A 20,391-nucleotide genomic window follows, 5' to 3' on the forward strand; every position below is an offset into this window, starting at 1 on the left:
TCGGCAAACGGGGACCATCCCTGATCGCCGCGCCTCTTGCGAGGCCGGCATTCTGGACGACCCGCGTCAGGCCGCCAGCGGCAAGCGCAGCTCCGTTAGCAGGCCGCCGGCAGGATGGTTGGACAGGCGGATCTCGCCGCCGGCGGCGCGGGCGATGTTGCGGGCGATGGTGAGGCCGAGACCGAGGCCGCCGGTCTGGCGGTTGCGGGATTGTTCGAGGCGCACGAAGGAACCGAACACGGCATCGATCTGGGCCTGCGGTATGCCCGGTCCTTCGTCGCGAATGGCAAGGGTGATCGTGCGGTCGGAACGATGCAGGCTCAGATGCGCCTTCTTGCCGTAGGTGACGGCGTTCTGCACCAGATTGGTGACGCAGCGCTTCAGCGCAACCGGCCGAGCCATGCAGATCAAGCCGCGCGAGCGAGTATCGTCATTATCGAAGGAGACGTCCGGGTAGGCATCGGCGATCGATTCCACGAGCGACCAGAAGTCGATGCGTTCGCTCTTCTCCTCGGTCACCTCGAAGGTGGCGAAGTCGATCACTGAACTGGCGATGCTCTCGACGTCGGCGAGATCGTGCGCCAGCGCCTCGCGCACCGCCGATTTGCGCAACAGCTCCAGGCGCAGCCGCATCCGCGTCATTGGCGTGCGCAGGTCATGCGCGAGTGCGGCGGCCAGATGTTCGCGGTCCTCGACATATTCGCGCAGCCGGGCCTGCATGGCGTTGATCGCCCTGGCGGCGGCCTGGACCTCGCGGCTGCCCGATTCGGCGATGGGTGGGCTCTTCAGGTCCTTGCCGATCCTGTTCACGGCGGTTTCCATCATCCGGTAGGGCGCCGTCAGCCGGCGCAGCGACCAGATCGACATGATGACCACCAGTCCGGCGATCAGCGAATAGAGCGGCAGGCTGTCGACGCTCAGGATCGGGCCGATGGGTGTGATCGGCTCGGTGAAGTTCAGCCATTGGCCGTCGGCGAAGCGCAGCGATGCCGTCAGCTTGTCGCTCTGGGCGAAATTGGCGGCCAGCACCAGCAGGTCGCGCTCGACCTGGCCGATATCGGGCCCCGGCTGGGTGCCGCCGGCGTCATCGGCCTCGCGCGTCGCCGGGTCGCGCCGAACGCGCGCGTCGGTGATGCCGAATTTCGACAGCCGGCCGACGAGGATGTCCTCGAGCTCGGCCAGTTCGTCGTCGCCGGCGATCGAGGAGGTGACCGCGGGCGTATCCGAGACAGTCAGCGCATAAGTCGAATTGAACAGGCCTGTCGCGGTCGCCTTGCGCTCCTCCGGCGTGGCGTCATGCATCAGCTGCACCAGCGAGAAGGCGCGGTCGTTGAGGCGGTAGAGGTCGACCACGTCGTTGGCCGCGGCACGGTCGCGCGACACGATGTAGAGGGTCGCGACCTGGCTGATCAGCAGGCCGGCGATGACGATCAGCAGCACCCAGACAGGCAAGGTCTGCGGCAGGAAACGTCTCATTCGGAGATCGTCTCGGGCAGGAACTGGTAGCCGCCGCTGCGCACCGTGAGGATCAGTTTCGGCGTCTTGGGGTCGTCTTCCATCTTGCGCCGCAGCCGGCTGACCAGGATGTCGATGCTGCGGTCGAAGGAATAGTCGCTGTCGCCGCCGGAAAGCTCGATGAGCTGGTCGCGGGTCAGCACGCGCTGGGCGCTCTTGACGAAGGTCTGCAGCAGGTTGAACTCGGCCATCGTCAGTTCGACCCTGACATCGTCGGGCGCGGTCAGCCGGCGCCGCGAACAGTCCATCGTCCAGCCGGCGAAGCGGTAGATCTGCTTGGATGTGGGGCGCTTGGGTTCGGCGGCGGCACCGTTGCGCCGCAGCACGGCGCGGATGCGGGCCAGGAGTTCGCGCGGGTCGAAGGGTTTGGGAACATAGTCGTCGGCGCCCATCTCCAGGCCGACCACGCGGTCGGTCGTCTCGGTGACGGCGGTCAGCATGATGATCGGCGTCGAATACTGGGCGCGAAGGTCGCGGCACAGTTCCAGGCCGCTCTTGCCGGGCAGCATCACGTCAAGCACGATTAGATCCACTTGCGCGCGGCGCAGGATCGTTTCCATCTCGATTCCGTCGGCCGCGACCGAGGTGTGCAGGCCCCGCTTCTGGAAGAATTCCTGAAGCAGGTCACGGATGCCCTTGTCGTCGTCGACGATCAGTATGTGCGCATCGGATTTCACAGGTGCCTGTCCCGGTTGCCGGCCAAGTCATTCTTGGCCGGTGAGCCACACGATAGAATTCGGGCCATATGTTGGCCAGTGCCTTGCATTTCAAGGAAGAACGAATTCCGCCTTCTCCACACCGAATGCAATGGCCGCGTCAAAGCCCAAAACCGGAACCACTTTTGGGCGATATGCACCAGCCGGGCCGGCCAGACACAATCCAGAAACAAAATTCTACAATCGGGAAAAACTCCTGAAAAAGTAGGGCGGCATAACGGTGTCGTGGCGGTCAGGTCATTGGCCGCGACGCAAGTCTCCGGGTTCACGGAAAAACCGATGCCAAGATTGCCGATCAGTTTGCTGGGTGTGTTGCTGGGCGTCAGCCTCGCCTCCGCTTCTGTCGGACAATCGGACGCAAAGGTGACGCTCAGCCGGAGCGAGCGGTGTGCCAATCTCAGCCACCAATTCGATGAAGCCCTCGAAACCCACGCCACGGCCACGCAGGTCACCGCGGCAAAGGCACTTCAGAGAAAGGGCAACCGGTACTGCGCCGCCAAGAAACAGGCGCAGGGCATCCGGATGCTCGCCAATGCTTTGAAGCTGCTTGGAGTGACACCGAACGACCCAGTTCAGTGACACTCAAATCGACCCGCACAGAAAGGAAATGAAGCTATGAAGAAGTCCGTCCTCTCCGCCACCGGTCTCGCCGTCGCTCTCGCTTTCGCGATGCCGGCTCTCGGCAACGCCGCAACGACCACGACCGCCGCTCCGGCTGCTGCCGCTACGACCACCACCACCGCTCCGGCTGCCGATGCCATGGCTACTCCGAAGAAGGTCGTGAAGAAGGTCAAGCACAAGAAGGTCGCCGCCAAGAAGGTCGTCAAGAAGGCCAAGCCGGCGGTTGCTCCGAAGGCCTGATCAGGTCGAAGACAGCTTCCTATCAAGGCCGTTCCAGCCGCAACCGGCTGGGGCGGCCTTCTGCCAAGCGCCTGATCGAGCGGCTGAACACCAGTGGCCCACAGCCAGCCTCCTCGATCGCACTTAACCTGTCTGCAACGCCGGCGGTGTAGGACATTCCGCATGAAGAAGCGGCTTTCGTCCATTTTTCGTTCGATGGCAATTGGCGGCCTCGTTGCCACCGGTGTCGCCAGGGTGCTGATTCTGTTTTCCGCCAGCCCGGTGCCGGATCCGGCGAGCGGACGGACCGAGCCTTCGCTGTTTGCACCGGCAATCTCCAGCAACTGGGACTACATCACGCCGGCACAGACCTGGCTGCTGATCATGCTCACCGGCGTGACGTTGATCTGCGTTGTCGCGTGGCCGATCGCTGCCTGGATGGAACGCCGGGCGGATGCCGGCAGCTCGCGGCCAGCTTCAGGCCGCCACATCTTCGGCCGCCAGGACCGTTGAACCGCGGCCGGCAACTGCCCACATGATTGTGAACGGTCGCGTCATGTCGGTTAGCAGCAGTTCACCGTTTCATGGAAACGGCAAACTGCTCTAACCCTTTGTTTTACGCAATTCCGGACGGGAAACCGTTTCACACTTTTCCTGGAATTGCTCTATCGGGTTGCGCGCCGATCAAAATGGACGATCGCTGGCGCCCGTGGCAAAATGCAGACCGAAGCCCGATCGCGAAACTGTCGGTTCCAATGCCTGAAATCACCACAAAGCCGCGCACCAAGGTCAAGCCGCAAACCGAGCGGCCGAAGCTTTACAAGGTCATCCTCATCAACGACGATTTCACGCCGCGCGAATTCGTGGTGACGGTGCTGAAGGGCGAGTTCAAGCTCAGCGAAGACCAGGCGCACCGGATCATGATCACCGCCCACCAGCGCGGCGTCTGCGTGGTCGCCGTCTTCACCAGGGATGTCGCCGAAACCAAGGCGACGCGGGCCACCGACGCCGGCAAGGCCAAGGGCTACCCGCTGCTGTTCACGACAGAGCCGGAGGAGTAGGGCACGACAGCGTTTTTCTCCCCGTCACTATACGGGGAGAAATGTCCGGCAGGACAATGAGGGGNCGGAGGAGTAGGGCACGACAGCGTTTTTCTCCCCGTCACTATACGGGGAGAAATGTCCGGCAGGACAATGAGGGGCGGCGCCGACAATGGTCATTTACGCAAGTAGTGAAGATCGCGAAGGCTGGCGCTGCCCCTCATCCGCCTGCCGGCACCTTCTCCCCGTATAGTGACGGGGAGAAGGAAGCTTACCGTCCCTCGCGATACCACATCGAGCCCATCGCCAGGAGCAGCAGGCCGAGGCCAAGGAAGCCGCCGAACAGCGGCACGCGCGAGACGGCCTTGAGCACGCTGTCATCGGTGGTGCGCAGGCCGATCCAGTCGCTGCCGGAGGCTTCGCCGGCCGAGCGCACCGGCACGATTGAGGGCAGCGTCACATCACCGCCAAGGGCGGAGGATGACGCCAGCCGGCGCACGCTGCCGCCGGTCGCTTCCGCCGGCGCCTTCAACCGGTTTTCGGTGGAGATGACATCCGAGAATTCCGGTGCGTTGACCGGTCCGACATGGGCGAGCGCGGTGAGGTCGCCATTGGCGACCTGGAAGAGACCGATCTCGTTGGTCTCGACGCTGCCGAGGAAGACGCCGGGTTCGGATTTCTCGAGCTTGACGGTCAAGGTCTTGCCGGAGGGCGTGATGATCTGCGCGGGACCGGGGTCGTCGGCCATCGTCTGGCGGCGGATCTCCAGCACCATGCCGCGTCCATCGGCGGTCAGCCGCTCTTCCTCCAGCTCGGGCTCCTTCATCAGCCAGTGGGCGATGCGCCGGTAGAGCTGGACATGCGGACCGCCGCCCTCGAAGCCGCGCGCCCACAGCCAGCCCTGGTCCGACAGAAGCATGCCGACACGGCCTTCGCCCTTGCGGTCGAGCAGCAGCAGCGGCCGGTTGTCGGCGCCCTTCATCACCACTTCGCCCTGCGGGTTCTGCACACCGATGGTCCGGAACCAGCGGCTCCAGTGCGGCGGCTCGGTGGCCGAACCGTCGAGGCCGCGGGTCACCGGATGGCGCTGGCCGAGATCGGTGAGGCGCGGATAGAAGGCCTTGTCGACCACTTCGCCGGTCGGCATGGCCGGCAGGGCCGACATCAGCGGCGTGCGCGCGATCGAACTTTCGCCGGCATATTCGGGGCCGGCGGCGATCAGCAGCGCGCCGCCCTTTTCGACATATTCGGAAATGTAGTCGTAATAGAGGATCGGCAGCACGTCGCGGTGCTGGTAGCGGTCGAAGATGATGAGATCGAAATCCTTGATCTTCTCGACGAACAGCTCACGCGTCGGGAAGGCGATCAGCGACAATTCGTTGATCGGCGTGCCGTCCTGCTTTTCCGGCGGCCGCAGAATGGTGAAATGGACGAGATCGACGGAGGCGTCGGATTTCAACAGGTTGCGCCAGGTACGCTCGCCCGCGTGCGGCTCGCCCGAAACCAGCAGCACGCGCAGGTTCTCGCGGATGCCGTCGACCAGCGCGATGGCGCGGTTGTTGGTGTCGGTCAGTTCGCCCGGCTCGCGATCGATGGCGAGTTCGATGATGTTGCGCCCGGCGCCCGGGATGGTCACCTGCAGCGGCATCGCCTGGCCGACGGTAGCATGCTCGACCGCGACCTGCTCGCCATTGACCGAGACGCGCACATCGACCGGACCGGTCTCGTTCTCCGTCGAGATGACGCGATAGGTCATATCGAGCGGCTTGCCGACGAGGCCGAAACGCGGCGCGTTCTCGAAGCGGATACGGCGGTCCTTTTCGTGATCGTTGCCGGTGATCAGGGCATGCAGCGGGGCGTTGAAATCGGGCGCGCCGGGGGGCGCGTCATGCACCTCGCCGTCGGTGACCATGATGGCGCCGCCGATGCGCGATGGCGGCACGTCGCGGAAGGCGCCTTCCAGCGCGCCGAACAGGCGCGTCTCGGTGCGCTCTTCGGCGGCCTCGGACTTGCCGGCCTCGACGACGCGAACGTCGAACTGCTTGAAGCGGCCAAGCCGCTGCTGCAGGCCGGCCAGCGCCTCGTCGGTCTGCCTGGTGCGGTCGCCGATGTCCTGGCTCTGGCTGCGATCGACGATCAGGGCGACGACGCTCTTCAGCGGCTCGCGCTCCTCGTTGAGGAACACCGGGTTGAAGAGGGCGGCGGCGAGCGCCAGCAGGGCAACGAAGCGCAGGACACCGCCGCGCTGGCGAAACCACAGGCCGACGAGCGCAAGCAGCGCCAATGGCACCAGCACCAAGGCCAGCAAGGGCCAGGACGAGATCAGCGGCTCGAAGGAGATCGACCAGTTCATACCTTGCCCTCCGCATTGTGGGGAGGGTCGATCCACTCAAGTCGTGCAACAAGGAGCATCATCTTACTGCCCCAGCCGTTCGAGCAGTATCGGGACATGCACCTGGTCGGATTTGTAGTTTCCGGTCAGCATGTACATCATGATGTTGACGCCGGCACGCAGCGCGTAGATCCGCTGCATAGGGTCGGCCGGCACGGTCGGCAGCAGCGGGTCGCCATTCTCGTCGACCGCCCAGGCGCCGGCGAAATCATTGGCGGTGATCATGATCGGCGAGACGCCGTCACCGGTGCGCACCGGCCGGTTGTCGGCGTTGCTGGCATCGAGCGATGTCTCGACCCAGAGCGGGCTGCCGGCGAAGCGGCCCGGGAATTCGGGCAGGATGAAGAAGGATTTGGTCAGCACATGATCCGACGGCACCGGCTCCAGTGGCGGCACGTTGAGGCTGCCGAGGATGTCGCGCAGCCGTTCGGTCGCCGGGCTGGTGGAATCGGCGCCGATGCCGTTGGCGAATTGGTCGCGCGTGTCGAACAGCACCGTGCCGCCCTGCTGCATATAGGCGTCGATGCGGGCGATCGCCGCCTGGCTCGGCATCGGTGCCGATGGATCGATCGGCCAGTATATCAGGGGATAGAACGACAGCTCGTCCTTCGAAATGTCGACGCCGGCCGGCTCGCCAGGTTCGAGCGCGGTCTTTTCGATCAGGAAGCGGGTCAGGCCCTCAAGCCCGGCGCGGCTGATCGAATCGACACCCGGCACGCCGGTCAGCACATAGGCGATGCGGGTCTTGGAAATCGCCTCGATGGCCACCTCGTCGCCGGGCTTGGCATCGTCGGCGCGGGCAAGGTCGGCATGACCGAACAAAGCGCCGAGCGCGATCAGTATCGCGGCGGTGGTCGCCACCGCGCCGGCGCGTCGCGGCCGGCGCGAAAACAGGCCGCCCATCCACAACACCGCCAGCGTGTCGAGCAGCATCAGTATCAAAGAGGCGGCAACCAGCCCGCCCTTCAGGTTGCGCGATTCGTCGAAGGCATACTGCATCGTGGTGACCGGCACGGTGATTTGCGGGCGCGCCAACGGGGCCAGCGTGCTTGCGGCATCGAGCAGGTTGTGAGCGAAGACGCCAGTCTCGGAACCGTAGAGGCCGGGCGGGTTCTCGAAGGTCACCGGCAGTGTGCCGGCGCCCGGCACCAGCGGCCGTGCATCCGGCGTCGGCGGCACCAGCGAGCCGTCGGCCGCTATCATGCGATAGGGCGCGAGCGAGGTGGCGGCGGCTTCGGCGTTGGCGATCGCAGCGCCCTGGTTGCGCGACAGCTGGACGATGCGGCGCAGCATCTCGACGAAGCTGCCGGAGATCGGCAGGTTCGACCATGTCGCCTCCGGCGTGATATGGAACAGCACCAGCGTGCCCTTGCCCTTCTTCAGCCCGGTGACCAGCGGCGTGCCGTCGGCAAGTGCGGCCCACGTGCGCTCGACGATATCGGGCGTCGGCTCCGCCAGCACCTGCCGGCTCACGGTGACTTCGGTGGGTGGCGCCAGATCGGCGAACGGTCCGGCCTTGGGGAATTCGGTGACCGGCTGCGGCGACGTCCATGACAAGGCGCCGCCGAGCGAACGCTCGCCGGTGCGCAGGCGCACGGGCAGCAGGTCGTCGTCATTGCCGGCGGCGGCCAGCCGCGAGCCGGCGAAACGCACCAGCGTGCCGCCTTTTTCGACCCAATCGACCAGCCTTGGCCGGACCTGCTCGGGAATGGTGCCGATATCGGCCATGATGATCATCGCCGGCTTCTGGTCGAGGATCTGCGGGATGGCGTCGGCAAGATCGGCGCTTGAAGGTTCGACCAGATCGGCGAAGGGCTGCAGCGCACGCCTGATGTAGTAGAGCGGCGACAGCAGCGGCTGCGCTTGGTCGGCCTCGGCCTGCGACAACAGCCCGACACGGCGACGCTTGGAGTTTTCGTCGAGCACGCGCACGGCGCCGGCGTGGCGCTCGCCGTCGAGCGCGATCGAGGCGAAGTCGTTGCGCAGCTCGAACGGCACCGTCATGGTGCCGGTGGCAGTCGCCTCGCCCGGCGCGAAGGTCAGCGTCGCATCGGCGATGCGGCGGCCCTTGTCGTCGAAAGCACCGGCGGTGACCTGGCCCGGTGCAGGGTCGCCCGGCGCACGAATGGCGGTCAGTGCGAAGCCGTCGACCTGGTTGTCGGCGGCGGTGAGGCCGGTCAGCGAAAGCCGGTCGGCTGTTGCCCAAACGACGCGGGCGGCATTTTTCGACAACAGCGTGTTGAAGGCGGCTTCATCGCCCTTGGCCGCCAGGCCATCGGCAAGCACGGCGACGCTGGCACCGGGCACGGTCTCCAGCACGCCGGCGACACGGGCATATACGGCGGGCCGGTCGGTCGGGATCGGCCGCGGCTTGGCCGCGCGCAGCCGGTTGAGCGCCGAAGCGGCATCGAAAGGGCCGATCTCGGCATTGGGCTTTTCGGCGGTGAAGGCGATGATGACCGGCACGCCGTTCGAACCGGCATCGCTAATCAGCCGCTCGGCGGTGGCGACACGTTTGTTCCAGTCGGCGGCGCTGGCCCAGTCATTGTCGATGACCAGTGCAAGTGCTGCTCCCTCGGCCGCCAATTTTTCGCGCGGGTTGAAAACCGGTTCGGCCAAGGCGGCCACGATGAGGGCCGCCATCAAGAGCCTGAGCAGCGTCAGCCACCACGGGCTCTGCTGCGGGGTCTCCTCGCGTTTCAGCACACGGGCCAGGATCTTCAGCGGCGGGAACACTTCGGTCTGCGGCTTGGGCGGCGTCAGCCTGAGCAGCCACCAGATCACCGGCAACGCCAGCAGGCCCCACAGCACCATGGGAGCGCCGAAGGAGAGCGGCAGCCAGCTCATGCGACCGCCTTTCCGGCTGTCAGCCCGGCATGACTATTAGTCAGCCCGGCATGACCGCCTTCGGCGGTCATCGCCATGTGCAGGCGCACCAGCGCGTCGGAGGCCAGCCGATCGGTGTGGTTGACGGTGAAGCTCCAACCGAGCCGCTTGCACCAGCCGGCCAGTTCCTGGCGGCGGGCAGTGTAGAGCAGGCGGTATTCATCGGCGAGCATTTCGGCGCGCCCGGCCGTCAATTTTTCGCCGGTCTCGGGATCGGTGAACTCGGTGCGGCCGGCATAGGGGAAGGTCTCCTCGGCCGGGTCGGCGACCTCGATCAGGTGGGCGCGTACGCCGTGGCGGGCCAGCACGTCGAGCCAGGCCATCGTTTCCTCCACGGGATCGAGGAAATCACTGGCGATGACGATGTCGCAGAAGCGCCGGATATCCGTGAGGTCGGGTTTTGCCGGCAGCTCGCCGGCATGCATCAGCTGGGCGGCGATGCGTTCGGCGCCGTTGCGGGCGGTGAACGGATCGGTCAGCCCCGGCCAGGCGATGCGTTCGCCGCTGCGCGACAAAAGTTCGGCCATGGCGAGCGTGAGCACCAAGGCGCGCGATTGCTTGGAAACGCTGGCGCCGGTCGACTTGTAAAGCATGGATGGCGAAGGGTCGGCCCACAGCCACACCGTATGAGCGGCTTCCCATTCGCGGTCGCGCACATAGGTATGGTCGTCGCGTGCCGAGCGGCGCCAGTCGATGCGTGAGGAATCGCCTTCGACATAGGGCCGGAACTGCCAGAAATTCTCGCCGATACCGCGTTTGCGACGGCCGTGCCAGCCGGCGATCACGGTGTTGACGATGCGGCGCGCCTCGACCAGCAGGTCGGGCACAAGCGAAGCCCGCAACCGGCCACGGGCGAGCGCGTCGCGCGTCGCCGCCGGAGCCTGGACCTCGCCGATGCGCGCCATCAAATCCCTTTCACAAGCTTCGCCACGACATCGCGCACGCTGGTGCCTTCGGCGCGGGCGGCGAAAGTCAGCGCCATGCGATGCTGCAGCACCGGCTCGGCCAGCGCCCGCACATCGTCGACCGAGGGCGCCAACCGCCCATCGTAAAGCGCCCGCGCCCGCGTGCACAGCATCAGCGCTTGGCTAGCGCGCGGGCCTGGACCCCAGGCGACAAGCTTGTCGGTCTCGGCATTGCCCTGGCCCGGGCGCGCCGAGCGCACCAGGGTCAGGATCGCCTCGACGACGCTTTCGGGCACCGGCATGCGGCGGATCAGCGTCTGGATCTCCTTCAGCCGCGCCGGCTGCAGCACGTTCTGCGCCTTGGCGTCCTCGACGCCGGTGGTTTCCAGAAGAATGCGGCGCTCGGCCTCGATTTCGGGATAGAGGATGTCGACCTGCATCAGGAAGCGGTCGAGCTGGGCTTCCGGCAGCGGATAGGTGCCTTCCTGCTCCAGCGGATTCTGCGTCGCCAGCACATGGAAGGGCGCCGGCAGGTCGTGGCGGGCGCCGGCAATGGTGACGTGGTACTCCTGCATCGCCTGCAGCAGCGCCGACTGGGTGCGCGGCGAGGCGCGGTTGATCTCGTCGGCCATCAAAAGCTGGGCGAAGATCGGTCCGGAAATGAAGCGGAAGGAGCGCTTGCCGAATTCGTCCTGCTCCATCACTTCGGAGCCGAGGATGTCGGAGGGCATCAGATCGGGCGTGAACTGGATGCGGCGCGAATCGAGGCCGAGCACGACACCCAGTGTCTCGACCAGCTTGGTCTTGGCGAGGCCGGGCACGCCGACCAGCAGCGCATGGCCGCCGGCCAGCAACGCCACCAGCGTGCGCTCGACGACATTCTCCTGGCCGAAGATGACCCGGCCGACCCCGTCGCGAATTCTGGAGATGTCGGCCAGCGCCTTCTCGGCCTCGGCGATCATGTCCTTTTCGCTGATTGGGCTTTCCTTGACCATTACGCTCATTCAGCTCAATCCCTTAAAATTGGAGATAGATGGTTGGAAATAACGGTTGCAGCATAGCATAAGTTTGCCGCGATTCGGCCTCGCGTGGCGCCTACGTTGAAACTTAAATCACAGACTTAGGCTGACAAGCGGAACAACAGTGACTATTTCGTGACCATGTCGGAACACTTCGAACATCGCGAACAGCGCCTTGCCGATGCCACCGAGGCGCGCGGCCTGGAGGCGCTGATCTCGCGTGCGGCACGTGCCGGCAAGGGCGCGGCGCCGGTCGAGCGCTGGAATCCCGACTTTTGCGGCGATCTCGACATGGAGATCAAGGCCGACGGCACCTGGTTCTATCTGGGTACGCCGATCGGGCGCATGCCGCTGGTGCAGCTTTTCTCTTCCGTGCTGCGCAAGGATGCCGACGGCAGGACCTATCTGGTGACGCCGGTGGAAAAGGTCGGCATCCGGGTCGCCGATGCACCTTTCATCGCCGTCGAAATGGACGTTTCGGGCAGCGGTGACCAGCAAGTCATCACCTTCCGCACCAATGTCGGAGATGTCGTCGAGGCCGGGCCGGAGCGGCCGCTGCGCTTCGTCGACGAGAATGAGACCGGCGGATTGAAGCCCTATGTGCTGGTGCGCGGCAGGCTGGAGGCGCTGGTGGCGCGGCCGGTCATGTACGAACTGGTCGAGCATGCCGAGGAGATCGAGATCGACGGCAGGATGATGTTCGCCGTGCGCTCCAGGGGAGCGGTGTTTGCGATCATGCCGGCGGATCAACTGAAGCGGCTGAGCGCGTGATGGACCAGGTGTCACCGATGCCGTTTTCATCGGCGGATTTTCGCGCGCGCTTCGCCGCGCAGCCGCAGGCTCATGCCAGCGACGACTATGGCGATCACCGCTTCAATCCGGGCCATCCGCGCCTCAACCGGGGCAAGGCGCTGCGCAACGCGGCGGTGCTGATCCCGGTTGTCGATCACGAAGGCGAGGCGACGGTTCTCCTGACCAAGCGGGCCGAAAAGCTGCGCAACCATTCGGGGCAGGTGGCTTTTCCCGGCGGCACCATCGATGCCACCGACGCGAGCCCGGAAGCCGCGGCACTGCGCGAGACCTTCGAGGAGATCGGCCTTGGCCAGGATCGCATCGAGATCCTCGGACGCATGCCCGACTATGTCGCCGGCAGCGGCTACCGCATCGCGCCGGTGCTTGGCATCGTGCGGCCCGGTTTCCAGCTCGCCTTGAACGCCGATGAAGTCGACGCGGCCTTCGAGGTGCCGTTGCGCTTCCTGATGGAGCCCGCCAACCATAAGCGCGACAGCCGGATGTGGAACGATCTCGAATGGTTCTTCTATGACATGCCTTACGGCGACCGGCGCATCTGGGGCGTCACCGCCGGCATCATCCGTACGCTCTATGAAAGGCTCTATGCGTGAGTGTTTCGATCGCTGGCAGGGCCGACTGGCTCGCCGACAAGCATCTGCAGCGCCTGCTTGCCGCGCTCACCGAGGGCGGTGAAGAGGCGCGTATTGCCGGTGGGGCGGTGCGCAATACGCTGATGGGCCAGCCGGTCGCCGACGTGGACATCGCCACCACCTGTTTGCCTGAGGAAACCATCCGCCGCGCCGAGGCGAAAGGCTTCAAGGCGGTGCCAACCGGTATCGAGCACGGTACCATTACTGTGGTCGCAGGCGGCAAGCCCTATGAAATCACCACCTTGCGCGCCGATATCGAGACCGATGGCCGCCGCGCCAAGGTCTCGTTCGGCCGCGACTGGAAGCTCGACGCCGAGCGGCGCGATTTCACCATCAACGCGCTCTATGCCGAGGCCGACGGCAGGGTTCTCGACCTGGTCGGCGGCATCGCCGACATCGAGGCACGGCGGCTGCGCTTCATCGGCGGTCCGGAAGCACGTATCCGCGAGGATTACCTGCGCATCCTGCGCTTTTTCCGCTTTTTCGCCTGGTATGGCGAAGGGCGGCCGGACGCCGAGGGGCTGAAGGCCTGCGCGCGGCTGAAGGACGGGCTCGCACAGCTGTCGGCCGAGCGCGTCTGGTCCGAAGTGAAGAAGCTTCTGTCGGCGCCGGACCCATCTCGGGCGCTGCTGTGGATGCGGCAGGCCGGCGTCCTGACCGCGGCGCTGCCGGAAAGCGAGAGATGGGGCATCGACGCCATCCACGGGCTGACCAAGGCCGAGAAGGATCTGGGTTGGCCGGCCGACGCGATGCTGCGGCTGGAGGCGATCGTGCCGCCGGATGCGGCGCGCATGAAAATACTGGCCGAGCGGCTGAAACTGTCGACCGCGGAAGCTGATCGCCTGCGCCACTGGGGGCTGACGTCTGCCGTCGAGCCGAAGACGACCGAGGGCGAACTGGCCAAGCGGCTCTATCGTGGCGATCGGCAAGGCTTTGTCGATCGCCTGCGGCTGTCGCTCGCCTCGGCGCGGGTGCGGGCCGTCGACGACAATGACGCACTGCTCGAAGCCGGCGGTTTCTCGCGCCTGCTCGCCTTTGCGCTCAAATGGGAAAAGCCGTCGTTTCCGCTGAAAGGCGCCGATCTGACTGCACTTGGCGCCAAGCCTGGGCCGAAGCTCGGCGAAATCCTCAAGAACCTCGAGGCGGAATGGGTCGAAGCGGGATTTGCGCCTAATCGCGGCGCGTTGCTCGAACGCGCCGCGAAGGCCCTTGAACCCTAGAGCCTGGCTCGAATATCGTGCACGAAGGGCGGCCCATCTACCTGATGGCCACGGGAGCCAAGGCACGCGAAAGGCTTGCTTCGCCCTTGCCGTAGGTGGAGGCGCTATAGTTGACCAGCGTGTCGGTACGAGCCGTGTTGAGCAGATCGTTGGTGATCTGGGTCGGCGTCGCCTTGGTGAATTTACTGCCGATGATCGCCGCATAGCCTGAAATGATCGGCGCGGCGAAGGACGTGCCATAAAGGCCCGTCTTGCTCCCGTCGACACCGACTACAAGGAAATGGCTTTGCACAAGCGGATTGGATCCGGCGTAGTTGGAGTACCAGGCGAGCTGGGCCGGGTTTGACGTCGTGCCGTTCGTTGACAGCGCACCGACGAAGATCGCTGACGCTTTGCCGACCAGGGCGAGGTCGAGATAGTCCTGCTGGCCATTGGTGACACCGCCCACGGCAACGGAGTCGTTGCCGGCTGCCTTGGAGACAACGGCTGACCCTCTGGTGGCATAAGAGATGATCGAAGCCTCCTCGGCGCTCCATCCAATCTGGTTTGGGCTGTAGCCCGCTGTAGCGTACATGCCATAACTCAGATTGAGCACGTTCAGGCCAGGCGCCAGCGTCACCGCCGAGCTGGTTGTGAAGTCTTTCGACCTTATGGTTGCCAAGGGGGCAATCATGGAGGCTTCTTCGCGTGTCCATTCGCCGTGCCGCTGGGTCTGCACCCCAATGCCAAAGTTGCCGGAGAACCGCGATGTACTGGAAAAATCGTCAACGATCGTAATCGTGACGCCCTTGCCCTTGTAACCCGCGGCCCACGCGGCACCGACGTCGGGGCTCATCCACCCTGGTGTTGTTGCTGTTTGCGTGCGCGCGGCCGGGATCTTTGCACTTACGCATATGGACAGGCCGCCATGGCACAGCGCGGCCATCTCGTCGGCATCGGGGGCCTGCTGGGCCGACGCGATCGGCGCCGACAGCATGGCGAAGGCCATGGCGATACCGAATTTCAAATGTCTAGCTGGCATGTTCCTACTCCGATCAAACAAGAAACTGGTACGGGCGATCGCGAACCGCGGTTTTTCAATCCATGGCCTTCGGCGATCAGAAAGTAACACGGTAGTTCAGCCACAGATGCTGGCTCTCCGGTTTAGCGTTAACCAGATATTTCAACGTTTCCTCAGGAGCCATCTGGCTGGCCGCAAGCCGGCAATTGACGCTGTAGGTACCGAGGTCGCCATAGTCGGCCTGGCAGGATTTTTCGGTGAGTTTGCCGCCGATCACGGTGGTAAGCGACAGGGAAAGGGTGCTGTTCGGGCTCGGATGCATCTGGGTGAGGAAACCAAGCTTGAGGCTGGGCTCGATCCTGTATTTCTCGCCCTGTTCCCCGGTCCCAAATCCCCAAAGGATGCCGGTGTCCTGGGTGATCTGGGTGATGAGGTCCACGTGCATATCGACCCAGCTTGCGCGGTACCATTGGTTGAACGATACCCGGTTTCCGCTCTGCAATTCGTAACCGCCATTGCCCAAGCCTCGCGCGCGATCGCTGAGCGGCGAGCCCTGATGGACGTCGACCAACGATGTCGTCAATTCCTGGGCAACAACCGGCGATGCGCCAATGAGCGCGCACGAAACGAGCGCCATTGTGCAGGAGCTCAGTCGACTGCCGGACTTTTCGCGCATGCGCGAACCACCTCACCACCCCACCGATCCGGATCAGTGCCTGGTGGCGACGGGCTTCTCTGGCAGCCCACAGTACCCGGATTGTCCGGCCGACAGTGGCACCGGTTGGGTTACCGCGGGGTTTATTTTAGCTGGAGGGAATATATTTTTTTACTCACAAGGTGACGTGCACCGCGTCGAAGCGATTTCCTGCAACATCTCGTCGTCGCAATACGGAGCAGGTGCGGTGCCATGTATCAAAGCGACCACAACGCCAAAGCGAATGGCGGGCGTCAAGGTCGGCGCACAGCTTACGCGGCGTCGCGGGCCTTCTCGATGCGTGAACGGATCGCCTCGATCATAGTTTCGCGGATGGTCGTCTCGCCGTGCGTCTCGCGCATATGCTCGACGGCCCGGCGCATCACCTCGGCTTCCTCGTCGGCTCGGGTGTGCCAGTCACAGCCGGGAACGAGCGACCCGCAGTGGAATTCCTTCATCGGATTTCTCCCTTTTTCCTCCGTGGAGCCTGGGCGAGGCCCCAGTGCTTTCTTGGCCCACGCTTCGAATTCCGGGCTTGGACTTTCGGAGCCTGAGCGGGCGGAAAGCATAACACAGATGGGGTGATATTGGTTGCGGTCAACCACAAAAAGGCGGAGCGGTTCCGCTCCGCCCTCTTGCGCTTAGCCCAGGGCAGGGGCCGGACATCGTCTCGTCCAGCCCGGGCGGGTTGGTCGTCACTTCATGATCTTGACCGACTCGGCAATCTTGTTCTTGCCGCTCGTGTCCCATGAGATTCTGACTTTTTCACCGACCTTCAGGCCAGGATCCTTGAAGGTGCTGGGAAGCGTAAAAGATGATCCATTGTCAAGAACCAGGCTCATGGCTGTCGCGTCGAAGGTCTTGACCGTGCCGGTTGTGTGCTTGACGGCGGCGAATGCTACCGAACCGGAAGCGAGCAAGGCCGCCGCGGCGGCCGAAACAATGATCTTGCGCATTGGGAAGTACTCCTGGAAAGAGCGGGCATCCTTTTGACGAGGTGTCCCGCATGGTCTTGGGCCGTCCGGTTGCGTCGAGTCGCGGCTCGCTTGTTTCGACGCAATTCCGAACGGAAAAAGCGTTTCCCACTTCCTCGGAATTACGCTCAGCAAACCACCGGCGCTTCCCGACCCGGCACAACAATTAGACCAATCTTTTCAAGTGCCTATTAGACGAAAAAGAAATTTTCGAAGCATTCGGTGCCACATTCCGTGCCCATTTCGCCGGGAATGGGACATCAATGCGGCCTCACATCACGCTCACCATCTTGTTACGGCCAGCGGACCTCCGGCGGCAGGCTGGACAGGATCGACGCGACATTGCCGCCGGTTTTCAGGCCGAAGATGGTCCCGCGATCGTGAAGCAGGTTGAATTCGACATAGCGGCCACGGCGGATGAGCTGTTCGTCGCGGTCGCCGTCGGTCCAGTTCTCGTTGAAGTTGGCGCGCACGAGATGGCCGTAGACGACCAGGAAAGATCGCCCGACATCCTGGACGAAGTTCAAATCGGCATTCCAGCCGCCTTTGTCCTGCGCCGAATGCAGCCAGTCGAAGAAAATGCCGCCGGTGCCGCGCGGCTCGTTGCGGTGCGGCAGATAGAAGTACTCGTCGCACCAAGTCTTGAATTTCGGGTAGTCGGCGACATCAGCGTTCTTTTCGCAAGCGAACTGCATGGCGCGGTGGAAAGCGATGCTATCGGGATCGTCTTGTGTGCGGCGGCGGTACAGCACCGGGGTCAGATCGGCGCCGCCGCCGAACCAATGGCTGGAAGTGACGACCATGCGCGTGTTCATGTGCACGGCCGGGACGTTGGGGTTCCAAGGATGCGCGATCAGCGAAATGCCGGACGCCCAGAAGCGCGGATCTTCCTCGGCGCCGGGCATCTGCTTCCTGAATTCGGGCGAGAACTCGCCATAAACAGTCGAGGTGTGGACGCCGACCTTCTCGAAGACGCGGCCATGCATCATCGACATGGTGCCGCCGCCGCCCTTGCCCTGGTCACGCTCCCAAGGCGTCTTTTCGAAGCGGCCCGGCGACCATGAGGCCAGCGGTCCCTGGAGATCCTGCTCGATCTGCTCGAAGGCGCCGCAGATGCGTTCGCGCAAGGCCTCGAACCACAGGCGTGCCTTCATCTTCTTCTCTTCGATGTCGGCGGGCAGGCCAGGTGGCATTTCAGGTCGTTCCAAGTGCTGTCTCCGGTTGCGGGTCGGTCGAGTCGACAAAAGACTCGTCTTTTCCGGGCGCGATCCCTAATCTCTTAAGGGACAGGGTCAAGTCACTTTGGTTTTGCGCATGATCCTTTCCGAACCCGATTTCGGGGTCATGCGCCAGGTGCAAGGAGTTGTTTCGTGCGCACTCCGGCAAGACCGCCGCTGGATGGCCTGAAGAAAAGGCTCGACCAAAGCCGGGCCGAACGCGAGCGCATGCCGCGCGACGGTTTCCTGCGCGAGACCTTCGTGCTGCCGCGCTCCGATGCGCGCCTCAAAGCCAAGGAATGGTTCGAGCGTTTCCCCAAGCAGGCCTACTGGACGGAGATCGAAAGCTGGTTCGAACGGCCGGGGGATCTGATCGAATTCACCATCAGGCGGTTGCCGGCGGCGGATTAGGATTTCCTCGCACCGTTTACGGGAAGAGGATGCCGGCAGGCAGATGAGGGGCAGCGCGAACATTGAAAAGGTTCGCGCTGCCCCTCATCCGCCTTTCAGGCACCTTCTCCCCGTGAACGGGGAGAAGGAAGAACCAGCCTTCTCGCCCCCGTGCCTTCCCTTGCCAGCCTGTCGCCCTTGTTCCTGAGCGGACATTTGTCGATCGACATGCAGCCGCAGCCGATACAGTCGGTCAGGCCGTCGCGCAGCTTCTCTAGCTGGCTGATCTTCTGGTCGAGGCTATCGCGCCAAGCCGTTGAAAGCAGATTCCAATCCTCGCGCGTCGGCGTGCGGCCTTCAGGTAATGATTCAAGTGCCGCGCCGATTTCGGCCAGCGAGATGCCGACCTCCTGCGCGACCTTGATGATCGCCACCCGCCGCAGCACGTCGCGGCCGTAGCGGCGCTGGTTGCCTGATGTGCGGTGGCTGCGGATCAGCCCGCGCGCCTCATAGAAGTGCAGTGCCGATACCGCCACGCCGCTGCGCGTGGCCACTTGGCCGACCGTCAGTTCCGTTGCTGGAGCCATTTCCCATTTTCCGCTTGACCTCAAGTTAAGTTGAGCTTGTAGCGAAGAAATGCCGATGGAGCAAATGACAGGAGAAGGCGATGTGCGCCTGGGTGAAAATGACTGGAAACGGCGTTGCTGGTGAACCGCTATCCGAGTTGCCGGACGGCTTCGCCAGCCACCATGGCGACGGAGAGCGCGACGTTGATGCTGCGCGCGCCACCCTGCATGGGGATGGTCAGCCGCGCGTCCGCGGCCTGATGGACCGGATCCGGCACGCCTGCGGATTCGCGGCCGAACAGGAGAATGTCGCCGTGGGCGAAGGCGAATTCGGTGTAAGGGGCCGTCGCCTTGGTCGACAGAAGCACCAGCCGTTTCGCGTTCACCTTGCGCCATTCCTCGAAGGCGTTCCAGTCGACATGTCGGGTCAGGGCAGCCATTTCGATATAGTCCATGCCGGCGCGCCTGAGCGCTTTGTCGGAGAGCGGGAAGCCGGCCGGTTCGATGATGTCGACGCCAAGACCGAGGCAAGCGGCGAAGCGCAGGATTGTCCCGGTATTGCCGGCGATGTCAGGCTGGTAGAGCGCGACGCGGAGACGATTGTTCATTTCCGCATCTTTCTAATAAGTGGCAGATCGGCCACAGCGACCTCGCGGTTTTGGAAATTCCTGGACCTGCGGGTGGCCATTTTCTGCGAAGTCGGGTATACGGCCAGCATTGTCAACCCGAACCGATGGAGGGGTAACTCATGATGACCATGCACATCCAGCGCCTCTCCTGTGGGCCAGTACGCCCCACGGCGGTTTCGGTACGACGATTCTCCTGACTCTCTAAGACTTGATCGCACCGATTCCCGCCGAAACGATTTTTCGGCACTCGAAGGAATCCTGCGATGTTTTTCAAAAAGTCAAAAGGGCTGAACGCCCAAGCTGAGCATGTCCGGACCGACTCCTTCAGTCGTGTCCAGACCGACTCGTTCAGTCATGCCCTGACCGAGGCAATGCGCACCTCCGGCCGAATNTCCTTCAGTCGTGTCCAGACCGACTCGTTCAGTCATGCCCTGACCGAGGCAATGCGCACCTCCGGCCGAATGCCGGTGGTCGAACTTGCTTCGCCTTTTTTATCACATCTTCACGTGGAGGACGGACCAATGTTCGATCCCTACAGAATACCCGGTTCAAGAAGCCTGCACGAGCGCAAGATGGCGACCTGGGCTCTGCTGATCGGCGAAACCTATTCGTCGGCAGTCCACGCCGAAGTCCGCCGCCGGCCGCATCGCGGCATGCTGCCGGATGTCGATTTTTCGCGTGCGGTTCCCGACCCGGGCCGGCCCTCGCTGGTGCGCCGGATTATCCGGCTGATCCGGCCGGGCGCGAAAATCCGGCTCGTCGACACCGCACCGTCAGGATCGACAAACGAGCCTGTCGGCGAAAAGCCCGCGAGCCCCTATATAGCGCGAAGCAGGGCCGGCGGTCCGGATGATTCCGGACCGTCGGCCCTCGGCGCCACACGGCCCGGGGACTTCGTACGTCGCCACGCCGCGTAAGCGGGAAACAGATTTCACGAGCATGACCT

General features: G+C 64.0%; 22 protein-coding genes. 9 read left to right on the forward strand and 13 right to left on the reverse strand.

Features of this window, described 5'->3' with window-relative positions:
- Positions 1-66: 66 nt before the first annotated feature.
- A complete protein-coding gene (locus X741_RS143895; protein WP_023779568.1) occupies positions 67-1,476 on the reverse strand; it encodes an ATP-binding protein in 1,410 nt (469 codons plus the stop codon).
- Positions 1,473-2,192: a response regulator transcription factor gene (locus tag X741_RS143890; RefSeq protein WP_023768006.1), complete on the reverse strand. Its 720-nt coding sequence runs from the start codon at positions 2,190-2,192 to the stop codon at positions 1,473-1,475. Before X741_RS143890 ends, X741_RS143895 begins: the two co-directional genes overlap by 4 nt.
- A gap of 318 nt (positions 2,193-2,510) precedes the next feature.
- Here X741_RS143890 and X741_RS143885 point away from each other — a divergent pair, with 318 nt between their 5' ends.
- From X741_RS143885 to clpS, 4 genes are all read left to right on the forward strand, one after another.
- The gene (locus tag X741_RS143885) at positions 2,511-2,810 is read left to right on the forward strand and encodes a hypothetical protein (RefSeq protein WP_023768007.1); all 300 of its coding nucleotides are present in this window, start codon (positions 2,511-2,513) and stop codon (positions 2,808-2,810) included.
- Positions 2,811-2,846: 36 nt separating this feature from the next.
- Positions 2,847-3,092 (forward strand): hypothetical protein, encoded by a 246-nt coding sequence (locus X741_RS143880; RefSeq protein WP_023779569.1) that lies wholly within the window; start codon positions 2,847-2,849, stop codon positions 3,090-3,092.
- Between the two features lie 162 nt (positions 3,093-3,254).
- Positions 3,255-3,584 (forward strand): hypothetical protein, encoded by a 330-nt coding sequence (locus X741_RS143875; protein ID WP_023779570.1) that lies wholly within the window; start codon positions 3,255-3,257, stop codon positions 3,582-3,584.
- A gap of 242 nt (positions 3,585-3,826) precedes the next feature.
- Complete coding sequence (gene clpS, locus X741_RS143870; protein WP_013893445.1) at positions 3,827-4,132, forward strand: ATP-dependent Clp protease adapter ClpS; 306 nt, start codon at positions 3,827-3,829, stop codon at positions 4,130-4,132.
- 250 nt (positions 4,133-4,382) lie between these two features.
- On the opposite strand, the gene X741_RS143865 is transcribed toward clpS, so the two are convergent.
- The 4 genes from X741_RS143865 to X741_RS143850 all read right to left on the reverse strand — a co-directional run bounded on the left by X741_RS143865 (position 4,383) and on the right by X741_RS143850 (position 11,298).
- Positions 4,383-6,464, reverse strand: coding sequence for a membrane protein (locus X741_RS143865; protein WP_023779572.1), 2,082 nt, complete (start codon positions 6,462-6,464; stop codon positions 4,383-4,385).
- A gap of 63 nt (positions 6,465-6,527) precedes the next feature.
- Complete coding sequence (locus X741_RS143860; RefSeq protein WP_023779573.1) at positions 6,528-9,350, reverse strand: DUF4159 domain-containing protein; 2,823 nt, start codon at positions 9,348-9,350, stop codon at positions 6,528-6,530.
- On the reverse strand, positions 9,347-10,294 hold the full coding sequence (locus X741_RS143855; RefSeq protein WP_023779574.1) for a DUF58 domain-containing protein: 948 nt from the start codon (positions 10,292-10,294) through the stop codon (positions 9,347-9,349). The genes X741_RS143860 and X741_RS143855 overlap by 4 nt, the downstream gene beginning before the upstream one ends.
- A complete protein-coding gene (locus X741_RS143850) occupies positions 10,294-11,298 on the reverse strand; it encodes a MoxR family ATPase (RefSeq protein ID WP_031250346.1) in 1,005 nt (334 codons plus the stop codon). The genes X741_RS143855 and X741_RS143850 overlap by 1 nt, the downstream gene beginning before the upstream one ends.
- A 156-nt stretch (positions 11,299-11,454) precedes the next feature.
- On the opposite strand from X741_RS143850, the gene X741_RS143845 reads away from it, so the two are divergent.
- Genes X741_RS143845 through X741_RS143835 form a run of 3 tightly spaced genes read left to right on the forward strand, consistent with a single transcriptional unit; the run spans position 11,455 to position 13,975 of the window.
- Positions 11,455-12,084 carry a DUF1285 domain-containing protein gene (locus X741_RS143845; RefSeq protein ID WP_023779575.1) on the forward strand — a complete coding sequence of 210 codons (630 nt, stop codon included), beginning with the start codon at positions 11,455-11,457 and terminating at the stop codon, positions 12,082-12,084.
- Positions 12,084-12,716 (forward strand): CoA pyrophosphatase, encoded by a 633-nt coding sequence (locus X741_RS143840; RefSeq protein WP_023779576.1) that lies wholly within the window; start codon positions 12,084-12,086, stop codon positions 12,714-12,716. The genes X741_RS143845 and X741_RS143840 overlap by 1 nt, the downstream gene beginning before the upstream one ends.
- Entirely contained in the window at positions 12,713-13,975 is a 1,263-nt protein-coding gene (locus tag X741_RS143835) for a CCA tRNA nucleotidyltransferase (RefSeq protein WP_023779577.1), read from the forward strand. Before X741_RS143840 ends, X741_RS143835 begins: the two co-directional genes overlap by 4 nt.
- A gap of 37 nt (positions 13,976-14,012) precedes the next feature.
- Here X741_RS143835 and X741_RS1000000168920 read toward each other — a convergent pair whose 3' ends face one another.
- From X741_RS1000000168920 to hemF, 5 genes are all read right to left on the reverse strand, one after another.
- Positions 14,013-14,996: a S8 family serine peptidase gene (locus tag X741_RS1000000168920; RefSeq protein WP_084018827.1), complete on the reverse strand. Its 984-nt coding sequence runs from the start codon at positions 14,994-14,996 to the stop codon at positions 14,013-14,015.
- Between the two features lie 76 nt (positions 14,997-15,072).
- Positions 15,073-15,651 carry a hypothetical protein gene (locus tag X741_RS143830; RefSeq protein ID WP_031250348.1) on the reverse strand — a complete coding sequence of 193 codons (579 nt, stop codon included), beginning with the start codon at positions 15,649-15,651 and terminating at the stop codon, positions 15,073-15,075.
- A gap of 290 nt (positions 15,652-15,941) precedes the next feature.
- A complete protein-coding gene (locus tag X741_RS143825) occupies positions 15,942-16,127 on the reverse strand; it encodes a DUF1059 domain-containing protein (RefSeq protein WP_023779579.1) in 186 nt (61 codons plus the stop codon).
- A 237-nt stretch (positions 16,128-16,364) separates the two neighbouring features.
- Positions 16,365-16,625, reverse strand: coding sequence for a DUF1344 domain-containing protein (locus X741_RS143820; RefSeq protein WP_013893456.1), 261 nt, complete (start codon positions 16,623-16,625; stop codon positions 16,365-16,367).
- 311 nt (positions 16,626-16,936) lie between these two features.
- A complete protein-coding gene (hemF, locus tag X741_RS143815; protein WP_031250349.1) occupies positions 16,937-17,851 on the reverse strand; it encodes an oxygen-dependent coproporphyrinogen oxidase in 915 nt (304 codons plus the stop codon).
- A gap of 162 nt (positions 17,852-18,013) precedes the next feature.
- On the opposite strand from hemF, the gene X741_RS143810 reads away from it, so the two are divergent.
- Entirely contained in the window at positions 18,014-18,271 is a 258-nt protein-coding gene (locus tag X741_RS143810; protein WP_013893458.1) for a hypothetical protein, read from the forward strand.
- A 95-nt stretch (positions 18,272-18,366) separates the two neighbouring features.
- On the opposite strand, the gene soxR is transcribed toward X741_RS143810, so the two are convergent.
- Both soxR and X741_RS143800 read right to left on the reverse strand, forming a co-directional pair.
- Positions 18,367-18,837, reverse strand: a complete 471-nt coding sequence (gene soxR, locus X741_RS143805) for a redox-sensitive transcriptional activator SoxR (RefSeq protein WP_023779581.1) — start codon at positions 18,835-18,837, stop codon at positions 18,367-18,369.
- 128 nt (positions 18,838-18,965) lie between these two features.
- Complete coding sequence (locus X741_RS143800) at positions 18,966-19,424, reverse strand: tRNA (cytidine(34)-2'-O)-methyltransferase (RefSeq protein ID WP_023779582.1); 459 nt, start codon at positions 19,422-19,424, stop codon at positions 18,966-18,968.
- Positions 19,425-19,708: 284 nt separating this feature from the next.
- On the opposite strand from X741_RS143800, the gene X741_RS1000000170515 reads away from it, so the two are divergent.
- A complete protein-coding gene (locus X741_RS1000000170515) occupies positions 19,709-20,362 on the forward strand; it encodes a hypothetical protein (protein ID WP_023779583.1) in 654 nt (217 codons plus the stop codon).
- Positions 20,363-20,391: the final 29 nt, after the last annotated feature.

The sequence above is a fragment of the Mesorhizobium sp. LNHC221B00 genome (assembly GCF_000502935.1).
Lineage (GTDB): Bacteria > Pseudomonadota > Alphaproteobacteria > Rhizobiales > Rhizobiaceae > Mesorhizobium > Mesorhizobium opportunistum.